Source organism: Fusibacter sp. A1, assembly GCF_004125825.1.
Classification (GTDB): Bacteria; Bacillota; Clostridia; order Peptostreptococcales; family Acidaminobacteraceae; genus QQWI01.
Map to the genome: position 1 here is coordinate 342,883 of NZ_QQWI01000002.1, position 12,101 is coordinate 354,983.

At 45.5% G+C, this 12,101-nt stretch carries 11 protein-coding genes; 9 read left to right on the forward strand and 2 right to left on the reverse strand.

Going from position 1 to position 12,101, the window contains the following annotated elements; translation table 11 throughout:
- Positions 1–33: 33 nt before the first annotated feature.
- From DWB64_RS03625 to DWB64_RS03645, 6 genes are all read left to right on the forward strand, one after another.
- Complete coding sequence (locus tag DWB64_RS03625; RefSeq protein ID WP_129486828.1) at positions 34–726, forward strand: 4Fe-4S double cluster binding domain-containing protein; 693 nt, start codon at positions 34–36, stop codon at positions 724–726.
- Positions 723–1,784: a polysaccharide deacetylase family protein gene (locus DWB64_RS03630; RefSeq protein ID WP_129486829.1), complete on the forward strand. Its 1,062-nt coding sequence runs from the start codon at positions 723–725 to the stop codon at positions 1,782–1,784. Before DWB64_RS03625 ends, DWB64_RS03630 begins: the two co-directional genes overlap by 4 nt.
- Positions 1,769–1,909, forward strand: coding sequence for a hypothetical protein (locus tag DWB64_RS19190; RefSeq protein WP_164980183.1), 141 nt, complete (start codon positions 1,769–1,771; stop codon positions 1,907–1,909). The genes DWB64_RS03630 and DWB64_RS19190 overlap by 16 nt, the downstream gene beginning before the upstream one ends.
- Positions 1,910–1,916: 7 nt before the next feature.
- Positions 1,917–3,635 carry a sigma-54-dependent Fis family transcriptional regulator gene (locus DWB64_RS03635; protein ID WP_129486830.1) on the forward strand — a complete coding sequence of 573 codons (1,719 nt, stop codon included), beginning with the start codon at positions 1,917–1,919 and terminating at the stop codon, positions 3,633–3,635.
- A 308-nt stretch (positions 3,636–3,943) separates the two neighbouring features.
- Positions 3,944–5,224 (forward strand): serine dehydratase subunit alpha family protein, encoded by a 1,281-nt coding sequence (locus DWB64_RS03640; protein WP_129486831.1) that lies wholly within the window; start codon positions 3,944–3,946, stop codon positions 5,222–5,224.
- 191 nt (positions 5,225–5,415) lie between these two features.
- A complete protein-coding gene (locus DWB64_RS03645; protein ID WP_129486832.1) occupies positions 5,416–7,551 on the forward strand; it encodes a beta-propeller domain-containing protein in 2,136 nt (711 codons plus the stop codon).
- Positions 7,552–7,604: 53 nt separating this feature from the next.
- Here DWB64_RS03645 and DWB64_RS03650 read toward each other — a convergent pair whose 3' ends face one another.
- Positions 7,605–8,768, reverse strand: coding sequence for a hypothetical protein (locus DWB64_RS03650; RefSeq protein WP_129486833.1), 1,164 nt, complete (start codon positions 8,766–8,768; stop codon positions 7,605–7,607).
- Between the two features lie 255 nt (positions 8,769–9,023).
- Between DWB64_RS03650 and hpt the strand changes: the two genes are divergently transcribed.
- The 3 genes from hpt (at position 9,024) to DWB64_RS03665 (ending at position 10,826) form a co-directional block, all read left to right on the forward strand.
- On the forward strand, positions 9,024–9,548 hold the full coding sequence (gene hpt, locus DWB64_RS03655; RefSeq protein ID WP_348983814.1) for a hypoxanthine phosphoribosyltransferase: 525 nt from the start codon (positions 9,024–9,026) through the stop codon (positions 9,546–9,548).
- Positions 9,549–9,648: 100 nt separating this feature from the next.
- Complete coding sequence (locus DWB64_RS03660) at positions 9,649–9,897, forward strand: PspC domain-containing protein (RefSeq protein ID WP_129486835.1); 249 nt, start codon at positions 9,649–9,651, stop codon at positions 9,895–9,897.
- A gap of 89 nt (positions 9,898–9,986) precedes the next feature.
- Positions 9,987–10,826 carry a patatin family protein gene (locus DWB64_RS03665; RefSeq protein ID WP_129486836.1) on the forward strand — a complete coding sequence of 280 codons (840 nt, stop codon included), beginning with the start codon at positions 9,987–9,989 and terminating at the stop codon, positions 10,824–10,826.
- A 59-nt stretch (positions 10,827–10,885) separates the two neighbouring features.
- Here the strand turns inward: DWB64_RS03665 and DWB64_RS03670 are convergent, their stop codons facing one another.
- Entirely contained in the window at positions 10,886–11,992 is a 1,107-nt protein-coding gene (locus DWB64_RS03670; RefSeq protein ID WP_129486837.1) for a M20/M25/M40 family metallo-hydrolase, read from the reverse strand.
- Positions 11,993–12,101: the final 109 nt, after the last annotated feature.

Here is a 12,101-nt window from a genome sequence, read left to right on the forward strand (position 1 = left end):
GCTATAATGGTGATAGAACCGTTGGAGGTGCTTATGTATTCGATACTTGAAAACGTATTTAAGAGACATCAGATAGATCATTGGGGATTTGCAGACCTAAAGGGCGCGCTCCCGGAAGACTTGAACCACTATAAGACAGCAGTAAGCTTTTATGTTCCTATGTTGACAGCGGTGATCGATGAGGTGGTCGATGCTCCGACGGTACCGTATTTCCATTTGTATCGGACGGTAAACCGTATGATCGATCAAATCAATCTGGAAATCGGTCTTGCACTTGAAAAGAACGGCCATCGGGCCTATCCCATCGCCGCATCCCAGTCGCTGCCTGGAAAAGAACATCATTACGAAGGGCGATTTCAGCATAGGACTGCGGCAAGGCTAGCCGGTTTAGGAAGTATTGGCAAAAGCGCTTGCTTTATCACGCCGACCCACGGACCAAGGGTACGCCTGGGTACGGTGCTGACCACCTACCAGCCAGATCAATATCCAAAGGTTGAAGAGGAGTCGTGCGGGGGCTGCGACTTATGCGCCGCAATCTGTCCTGCCATGGCCATTTACGGTGTGAATTGGCATGAAGGTATTGAAAGAAACGAAATGATTGATGTAAGAGCTTGTTCAAAACACATGCACAGGGCATATCAGCACATAGGACGAGGTGTGGTTTGCGGCCTCTGTTTTTCGGTATGCCCCAAGGGAAGAAAATTAGGGAAGGTAGAGAATAGATGATGTATTTTATGAAATGGGCTGTGGTCCTTCAATTGACAGTTTCGCTCCTAAGCGGTCCGCTGAGCGGGGACGTGGTCGTAAAGAATCAGGGTATAAACGAAGAGGATGCTAAAGCGGTTGCAGAATCGATCGATTATGAAAAGATAGTCGATGAGCATAAACCCAATGAACTGGGTCAGGTGATGATTGTGATGTATCACAATCTTGTGAGTGATCCGAGCAAGGAAGGGTATTACGCAAGAACCCCTGAGAACTTCAAAAAAGATCTGATAAGGCTTTATAGTGAAGGATACGTACCGATCACGATGACAGAACTTGTCACTGGTGATTTTGACGTTCCTGCAGGTAAGACCCCCATCGTGCTGACCTTCGATGACGGACATCCTTCCAATTTTCAGTACCTGGAGGATGGTACCATCGATCCCTCTTGCGTCATAGGAATCTTCGAATCCATGGAGAGGGAGTATGAAGGCTTTGGTGGAAAAGCGATATTCTATGTCAACCAGCCGGTCGTCTTTGGCAACGCGCCGATTGATGCTAATAAAGTCGAGTATCTGCTCACAAGCGGGTATGAACTGGGAAACCACACAGCAGGCCATGTCAATCTGACTGAGGTCGATCAGGAAAAACAGCGGTCGACCATTGTCAAACAGGCTGAGTATCTTGAAGCGCTTAACGGAAACAGCTCCTTTCACTTTTCGGTGCCCTTCGGCCAAAAGCCAAAAGACTATTTTGAACTTGTCAAAGGTGAAGGGTGGCTCGCTCCATATAGAATGGTCAGTTCGGTGAATGTGGGCTGGAATCCCATAAAATCACCTTTTGATACTCGTTTTGACGCATATGACCTAAACCGGATCACAGTAGGTGATGACGACTACGAACTGAACTTCTGGTTGGATTATTTCAAGGACAATCCAGGCAGGCGGTTTATCTCGGATGGACTCAAGGATGTAATCACCATAAACAAAGAGACGATGGAGTACTTGTCTGAAGGGGCAAGCGCTCAAAAACGTGTTTTACTGTATGACGAAGGAGGTATAGAGTGGAAAACCAAATGATTATAATTTTAGTGATGATGTTTTTTATCATCTTGGTATCGATTCAGTTTACCCTGAACAGGCTCTTGTTCCATATGAAAGAAGTCGTAGCCCTATTGCATTTGATTGTCAATCGTCCAAAGTAGGTGGAGAGTGGAACCTTTAAGCAGTATCAAAGAAACACTTGTGCAGGTCGCAGAGGCGATCAGAGCGGCACTCGGCGTCCACGTGACCATCGTCGACCATACCTTTGAAAAGATCATCACGACAAGGGATGAGTCCTTAGGCAGAATCGATGAAGGATCGGCGAATGCGCTCTCCCTAAAGACAGGAGAGCTGCTGTTTATCGACCAGCCAAGAAACCACGTCGCTTGCGCGGCGTGCGGAAACAAAAACAGTTGCAAGGAATTCGCAGAAATCTGCGCCCCTATCGTATCAAAGGATGGAATATTAGGCGTCATAGGCCTAGTCGCCTATGACGAATCCCAAAGGGACTATCTGATCGCCCATAGTGAGGGTGTGAAGAAGTTCGTCGGCGAAATGGCCAAACTGATCGCATCGAAATATAGGGAAACCCTTGACCATCACGCGCTCGAGGTCGCAAGCCGAGAACTTGATCTGCTTGTGAGTCACATGGAGCAGGGGGTGGTCTACACCGATTGCAAGGGAATCATCAAAAGGCTCAACGACTATGTGGAGAACGCCTTTGGATTTACTGTCGGCTCGACGGTACCCGCTGATTTTTTAGCCGCAGCGGAAAATTCGGATCTCAGCCATCAGTCCTTTGTGATCAGTGAACCCAATATGACCAGAGGTATTTTTGATCGCCACACCATAAAGAACGCGACGGGAGAATGCGGATACGTCTTCTTTATCGAGACGCTCAAATCATCGATCTCGAGATACCATGCCCTCGAATCTCAGCCCATGCTTACGCATTTCGATACAATAGAGGGAAGTTCAAAAACCATTCGAGGCGCGATCAACATCGCCATGCGAGCTGCCATGTCCTCATCGACAGTGCTCATCCAAGGGGAGAGCGGTACAGGCAAGGAACTCTTTGCTAGAGCCATCCACAACCACAGCGCGAGAGCGGACTGCGCATTTGTCGCGATAAATTGTGGCGCTATCCCTGAAAATCTTCTGGAAAGCGAGCTGTTCGGATATGAGTCGGGAGCGTTCACAGGAGCCAACACCAAAGGAAAGCCAGGGAAGTTCGAGCTTGCCGATGGGGGGACCTTGTTTCTAGATGAGATCGGCGATATGCCTCTCAATCTACAGGTCAAGCTCTTGAGGGTGCTGCAGGAAAGAGCCGTAGAAAGGCTAGGGTCCAGTGAACCGACCCCCATTGATGTGAGAATAATCTGTGCCACGCACAGGGATCTTGAGCTGATGGTCAAGGAAGGTGAGTTTAGGGAAGACCTGTACTACAGGATTCAAGTACTACCTGTGATGATTCCACCCCTGAGAGAGCGTACAGAGGACATACCGGATCTTGTAAAACAACTGGTGAAACGGAAAAAAGAAAGGTTATCCATCGGTCGAAACATCACGGTAAGCGATGAAGTGATGAAGATGTTCATGACCCATAGATGGACCGGAAACATCAGGGAACTTGAAAATGTGATCGAGTACTCCCTCAATATCGATACAGACGGCATCGTAACAAGTGAGGATCTGCCAAACCGCTTTTACGGGCAGGGAAGCAGAAGGAAATCGGATCGTGGATTCATGACCCTTCAGCAGATGGAGCACGATCTGATCAAGAGCGCGATAAGCCATTATGGAACCCATAAGGAAGGTATCGTTCAAATATGTAATGTTCTGGGGATTTCTAGAGCGACACTATATCGAAAAATGAAAGAAATTTAGTCTCAATATGAGATTAATCTCATATTGAGACTTTCAGAGTTGTCATAAAGTTTTTTTTGTGCATAAGCATTTGCAACTTCTTAGATGTTTCGAGCATCGTAATTTCATGACGCATCAATCTCAAAATGAGAATGACCAGGACTGATATAGGACTAAAGTCCTATATCAGTCCTGGCGGATATCCTTTATAATTCGACTGTAAGGTTTGATATTAGCGAATTTGTTTTTTTTTATTGTAGAATCTTTCGTTTTCTTGAAAGTTGGCATGTGTATTGCAACATACATGTTTGGAAAGCGGGGGACTTAAAATGGAAAATCAAATAATTTCGTGTTTGCGATCAGAGGTAAAACCAGCGACAGGATGTACAGAACCGGTTGCGATCGCGCTGGCAGCAGCTTATGCCGCCAGAGGAATAGATCAACCGTGCGACATAGAAAAAATAGAGCTTACGGTTTCAACCAACATACTTAAAAATGCGATGAATGTAGGTGTTCCAAGAACCAAAAGGGTGGGACTTGAAATTGCTACAGTGCTCGGCGCTTTCGGCGATGCCGAAGAGGGCATGAACGTACTTAGCAAGTTGAGCGGTCCTCAGGTTTTGGATGCGCACAGGATGCATCAAGTCATTCCTGTGGAGCTAAAGCGTTTTGACGGCGGTGAAAAGATTCATATCGATGTGGTACTCCATGTAAAAGGATCACGACATCGTGCGACGATTTCAAAGCGTCATGACCAGCTGTGCTTCTACAGTGTCGATGACGTCGTATACTATCAGAACGAATGTACTGACCAATCGGGTAGCGCTGACTATACGCCGCTATTCAGCCATACTATTGAATCCTTGCTAAAAACAGTGGATTCCATGGATGTTTTATCGATTAGCTTTATGATGGATGGGTATCAGATGAATAAGGACATGGCGATGTACGGTTTAGAACATGGTCCTGGACTTGGACTTGGTAGGGCGATCGCTGCAAGCAGTTCAAAAGAAATCGATCCTTCACAGCTTATCACCTTTGCCATGCAGATGACTGCAGCCGCATCGGATGCCAGAATGGCAGGTGTGGATATGCCGGTCATGACTTCCAATGGAAGCGGCAATAACGGACTGACTGCTGTCTTACCGATTGTTGCAGCGGATATGATTTATAAGTTCGATCAGGATAAAGTGATCAGAGCTCTAGCCATGAGTCATTTGATCAACAGCTATATCAAGTATTACTTGGGTAGATTGTCTTCGGTCTGCGCTTGCGGAGTTGCTTCGGCAACGGGTTCCGCTATCGCTATCGGATATCTGCTCGGTATCCATATAAGTAAGTTACCGCATATCATCGACACCATGGTGGCGAATTTAAGCGGCATGACTTGTGACGGCGCTAAACTTGGCTGCTCACTAAAATTATCGACAGCGACCGCCGCGGGAATTCAATCTGTATACCTGTTGAAACACAACAGCTACGCGGATATGAAAAACGGTATCGTCGGAAGAAGTCCGGAAGAATCGATCATGAATCTTTCAAAACTCGCTAACGAAGGCATGCGACCTGCCGATAATGTTATTACGGACATATTGATGTCCAAAATTTAATGCTGATCTGCTACGCAAGTAGCTTGATCTTACAATCGACCCCCTAAAGCGATTGTATATACACTCTCGATGCTAATTTATGTTAGCATCCTTTTTTTTGTTTTTGACGGAACATTTTATCGGAATATTCCGTCAAAGTAGTATACTTGGTCTATAAGGCGAACCAGTTTTAAGAAACGGGGGTCATTACGATGAAAAAGATGTTAGTTGCGATTTTAATGCTACTCATGGTCATAGCCGGTGTGCCGCTAGGAGCTTCTGCCGACAGCAGTTATGTGGACGTGCCTTTGAAAATATCTCTATCAAAGGATTACCTTCCTCTCAGGTCTACGTTCGAAGGCTTGGGCTATACGGTGACATGGCAGGCTCAGACCCGTATGGTTGAAATCGAAAAGAATAAGATGCTGATCCAAGTGAAAGCGGACCAAAAGTATCTTCTTAAAAACGGAGTGCTGGTTGATGGAATCATCAAGCCAGTGATTATCGACGGCAGGATGTACTTGTCGGTAGCCGCAGTAAATCAGATTTTTGAGGGTGTCAGACGATTAAATCCCTTAGTGGCGAGAGTGTACGACACGCTTAGGTCGGAATCGCAGACACTACCAGTCCTACATGGCATGGTGGAGTATGACGCCCTGATGTCGTTTTACCCAAGTGAGGACCTGTACTATAGGATGCTTGATGACATATCGACAGACGAGGTCTTTCCCGCAGCAGGTCTAAACACTGAAGAGGCCAAAGAAAGCGACGTTTCTGAAACGAACAATCAGGTCGAAGGGGTAGACGAAGCGGATCTTGTGAAGCTTGACGAACATTATATCTACGCGCTTAAAAATCAGTTGATTCAAATCATCAAAACTGGCAGAGGTAAGTTGCAAGTTGCCTATATGGTCAAGGAAGACAACTTTTACCCTGAAAAACTTTTCATCACAGAGGACCGGCTGATTGTCATCGGTCGGGAGACAAGCGATGAACTAAGAACCTATGAAAAGGACGATCGCATCATGACGGTTCCTCTTTATAGGTCAGAGGTGATGATGATCAAAGTATACGATAAGACAAACCTTGCCGGTGAAGCGCCAAGACTCATCAAATCCTTTGGAGTCGAAGGACGCTATCTGTCGGGACGCCTTGTCGACCGTTATATCTATGTGGTTGCGAATCGGACCAACTATTACGATCAGATAAGACCGATGCCTCAGCTCTTTGAAAAAGATGCCGCTGGAAAGACGATAACAAGTTCTATAGGATATGATGAACTCGCCTATTTTCCAGGTCATGTAAACAACTCGATGATGTATACCATAGGCTTAGACCTCGATAATCTGTCTATGGACGGTTTTGATGTGGATGCATATATCGGTGGGGGAAGTAGCATTTATGTCGATCAGGACAGTTTATATGTCGCTCAGCAGCAGAACAGCGGCATGTGGTGGCGCACGTCGGGCGAATCGACGGATATCTTCAAGTTCGAACTCTTAGACGGATCGATAGACTTTGACGCGAGAGGTTCGGTTCCGGGTTCGATTTTGAACCAGTTTTCGATGGATGAATATGGAGACCACTTTAGAATCACGACGACAAGATGGGGTTCTGAGGATGCGGGTCTTGGCAATACGACACTCAACAACCTTTATATTTTGGATGAAGAACTAAACATCGTGGGCCGAATAGAAAACTTGGCGCCAGGTGAACGCATCTACAGCACTCGCATGATCGCAGAGAAAGTCTATATGGTCACCTATAGGCAAGTGGATCCTTTTTATGTGATCGATACATCAGACGCGCAAAATCCTAAAGTTTTGGGTTACCTTAAAATACCGGGATATAGCAGCTATCTGCATCCGTACGACCAGACCACGATCATCGGTGTCGGTATGAACACCAAGCTTATGGAGGGGCGGGTGGTCAATGACGGGGTGAAGATCTCCTTGTTTGATGTCAGTGATTTTGAGCATCCTATCGAAAAGGATAAAAGAATCATAGGTTCAGGTAATAGCAGTACGGATGTCCAATATGACCATAAGGCGTTCTTGTTCAATAAAGACAAGAGCATACTCGCCATACCGGTGACGGTTGAGAACAACTTCTATGGCGGCTATTCGAAGGATGCCTATGTCTTCGGGTTCACAGAAAAGGGCATGCTCGACTTCAAGGGATCCATCACTCATTCAGATCAGACGGGCGCTGAATCCTACGGATATGACTACAACAGTCAGATCAACAGGATCATGTATGTCGATGAGGATCTGTACACGCTATCCTATGATTATCTGAAGCTGAACGATTTAAAGACGCTAGAAGAGATCGATGTTTTAAAAAGATGATCGCACTAAAAAAGGACGCCTCGGCGTCCTTTTTATTACTTATTGGCTGTTGATCAACCCATGACCAATACTACAAGCTTATAGATATAGTTTGCGGAAATACCGGCAGCAAGTCCGCCGAACGTGTGGGAGATGATCGCCTTATTGGCAAGACGTTTTACACCAAGGGCGTCCATCATGCCGACGTGTGTGCTCAGATAACCCGACCAGCACATGCCCATTGCAGTGAATACTGCGATGTCGTTTGATGCGATCAGACCGCCATCAAGCAGTCTAGGAACCATACCCATTGCAGCCCCTACAGCACCAAGTGAGGTGATAGGTAGTGTCACAGCCTCAGTAGAGGTGAATCCGAAGAAGAACTCCAACACTGGTGCGATATAACTGGCCAGTTGTGGGAAAAGTCCGACGCCTTCGTAGGCTGCACCGATATACTCTCCGTTGGCTCCTTGTGGTCCGAACGTAAGCATCATGACAGCTGTACAGATGACAAGTACGCCAGGGATGATCGCAAGACCCATCTCAACGCCGTTTTTACCGCCGTCAAGAATTGCTTCTAAGAATCTTTCCAGTGTGTTGCCCGGTCTGATTTCTCTAACCTTGGACAATTGCTCGGCGCTGAGGCTTGATTCTCTTTCGCTCTCTTTAGTAACGCCGTAGTATTTTTTCGTGTGGTGCAGCATGATTTTAACACTGACGATCGAACCGATCAGCGCGCTTAGGTTGCCGACGATGATCGCGGGAAGAAAATCGGCGTTTAAACTGAATAAATAAAAGGATAATACCATTCCCATGCCGAATGCTGTTCCCAAGTTGCAAAGGGTCGGGATCTCATGTTCTTTAAAAAACTTAGTGAACGACTTGTCCTTAGTCAAGGAGATGATTGCGGGATTATCGGATAAATAGGTAGTGATGATTCCGAGTGAAGCCGCACCTGGCAAGTTGTAAAGTGGACGCATGATCGGTGATAGGACCTTGTTGATAAGCGAAACGACACCGAACTCGGTCATAAGAGCTGCGAACGCGCCAGCGAGTACCGCGATGGCCATGATTTTAAAAACCGTATCCAAAAGTAGATCATGTGCGGTTTTGATAATGACATCGAACATGACATCAAATCCCATGGTAGTTCCAAAGTAAACGGTTGTCGCGATCAAAATTGCTAAAAATACGAATGTTTCTTTAGAAACGGCTTTTTTAGTTCTGAATTCATTCATTCTCTTCCTCCGTTGACCCAATATCAGGGTGTTTACTAGACTCATTTTACAACGTCAGAATAGGTAATGACAACGTTTTTATACGACACTTGTATGAACCTTTCGTAATAAAATCGAGAGATAGAAAACGTTTTCACGGCAAATCGGACACCATATGGAAAAAAAGCGTGGAAAAAGGTTCGTTTAAGCGTTTGACAACTAGGGTAGTATTGCATAGAATAGAGCTATTAGTAATTTGAGGAGGTAGGCATGAGCATAGAAAACAAAAGACAGGTAACCCTGTTGTCAGAAGATCAAATTCAAACAAGAATCGCTGAACTTGGTGCTGAATTGACCGAGATCTATAAAGAAAAGAATCTATTGGTCGTATCGTTATTGAAAGGCAGTTTTATTTTCACTGCCGATCTTGTAAGAAAAATGCCGATTGATGTGAAAATAGAGTTTATGATCACTTCAAGCTATGGACACTCGGAGGAATCTTCAGGTAGCCTACAGGTCAAAAAAGACATTGAAGGTTCACTTGAAGGCTATGATGTGCTGATTGTGGACGATATCACCGATTCGGGTATCACCATGAAAAACGTGATTGAACACTTGAGTAAGAAAGGCCCTAAGTCGATCAAGAGCTGTGTGCTCCTTGACAAGCCTTCAAGAAGACAGGTCGAACTCGTACCTGATTATGTCGGTTTTGAGATCCCTGATAAGTTCATCGTCGGTTACGGCTTGAACTACGGCGACTATTTCAGAAACGTGCCTTATGTTTTCGCATTTGAAGATTAAGAAGTTTAAAATATCATTAAACTAACATTAGAACACTCAATTGAGTGTTTTTTTGCTGTATAATAAGAATATCAAAAGTCACTAAGTTGGGAGGTCTATTATGAGTAGCAAAAAACTATATCGTTCAAGGCATGATAAAATGATTGGCGGCGTTTGCGCAGGATTGGCGAACTATCTTGGAATCGACACGTCGATTGTAAGAATATTGGTGTTCATCGCAGTCTTCTTCGGAGGGTTAAGCGTGTGGCTATACATCGCAGCGATGATTTTCATTCCACTGGAGCCTTCGGATCCGTATTACGATGTACCGATCGTTGAAGAAAAAGAAGAGATTGATGATGAATGGTAGTACATGAAGAGCTGAAGTCGACTTTGGCTCTTTTTACTTTTTTTGTGTATAATAGTAGTGGATGATAATTAGATACTGAGAGGACTACTATGAAAAAAACAGCTTTGGTTTTAGAAGGTGGAGGCATGCGAGGTATTTTCACGGCTGGCGTGCTAGAAACCCTAATGGAATATGACATATACTTTGACGATGTTTATGCAGTTTCTGCCGGTGCCAGCACGGCTGTCACGTATCTTTCAAGGCAAGCTGACAGAAACAGGCGGGTTTTTATCGATTATGTGACCGATCCCAGATACAAGGGGATCAAGAGCTTTTTGACGACAGGTGCCTACTTCAACAAGAAGTTTATTTTTGAAACCATACCCGAAGTCTTGGATCCTTTTGATTACGAGACATTTTTCGCACGGACAGAAAATCTCTATATCCCGCTCACAAACTGCGTGACAGGGGAAGTCGAATATATCAGTGACTTTAAGACGAAACAAGATCTGAAAGAGGTCTTGGATGCTGCGACGAGTCTTCCGATCATGTCCAGACCCGTAAGGCACGATGGCGTCTATTATCTGGACGGCGGTGTCGCTTGTCCTTTGGTGCTTGATGAAGTCATGAAGAAGGGATATGACCAGATCGTCTATGTGCTGACGCAGCCCAAGGGGTACAGGAAGCTACAGTCGGAACATTCCTGGCTTTATCCTATCGTCCTAAGGAAGTACCCGAAAGTGATCGCAAAATTGAATGTCCGGCATGCAAATTACAATCGGATCATCACCAAGATCGAATCACTTGAAAAGCAGCAAAAACTGATCGTGGTAAGACCGAGTGACTCCTTTAAAGTCACAAGAACGGAGAGCGATCCTGAAAAAATGAAACAGGGGTACGATGAAGGTCTCGCACAGGGTGAGTATTTATACCAGAAGTATTTCAAATAAGAAATGGATATAAGAAATAAGACGTTGACACTTATGGATGACCTAAAAGGCTCAACAGCTCATAGGTCGACCATAGGTGTTTTTACGTGCTCGTCGACAAGCGCTAGGATAAGTCGTGACGCGTTGACAAGATCTTTGATATGTAGGTGTTCGTGCAGAGTGTGGGGTTTACGTTCCCCGATGCCAAGGTTGACAGCTTTGATTCCATTTGAGTGGTAGTGATTTGCATCGCTGCCGTCAATGGACTGAGCGGTATAGGCTTCAAGGCCCAAACTGCTGCAGGCGCTGAAAAGACACTTTACCATCGGATCGTGACGACTGACTGAAAAGGTCTGATGAACTTCTGAAAGCTTCGATGTGACAGTAGCTGAATAGCCCGAAGCCACATCCTCAAAAGAGGATCTTATTTTACAGATTGCTTCTAGCGCGGATTCAGCGGATAGGGAAGCGGATTCCACCTGTATCACATGTTTGTCTGAAGCTCCACAAATCACAGCGACACTTGCTGTGGAAGTCGCGTAGTTCTTATCCTTGTGCATGGCATCCACCACTTTTGAGGTGATTTGCCTCAGCGTCTTAAGGCTCGGTGCGCAAAGCTCGTTCATGTGGCTGATGTATAGCTGCATTTGATATTTGGCATGACCTGAAGTGACAATCCGACCCGGATCGCCTCCTCCGTCAAGGACATATGCTATTTTGGAGTCCAACAGTTCATAATTCAGATGCTTCGCTCCTTTTTGGCCGCCTTCATGAAAGATACTGAGTACGACCTCGATAGGGCCATGGGGAAGGTTGTGTTCTTTGATGACCTGCAACGCTTCTATGAGTGCGGCTATGCCAGCCTTGTTGTCAGCACCTAAGACGGTTGTCTGATCGGAGTAGATGATGTCATCCACGATTGTGGGTTTGATTCCGATACCGGGGGATGCCGTATCCAAGTGACACCCGAACAGGATGGGTTGGGTGATATGGCTGCCTTTTAGTTTGGCGATGATATTTCCAGTTTTGCTGCCGAGAGCTTCACCGGCGTCGTCGATGAAAACCTGAAAGCCCAGGGCTTCAAGTTCTTTTGTCATCACCGCTGCAAATGTCGCTTCTGCTTGTGTGGGACTGTCAATCTGTACGTATTCTAAAAAAGTGCTTACCACCCGATCTTTTCTGATCATGCCGATTCCTTTCTGAAGTAGGTATGGACCTATTAGATAAATTTATCGTATCCTACTTAATCATAGAATAAATAAGACCGATAGATCTTTTTAGCACATATTTCTCTCA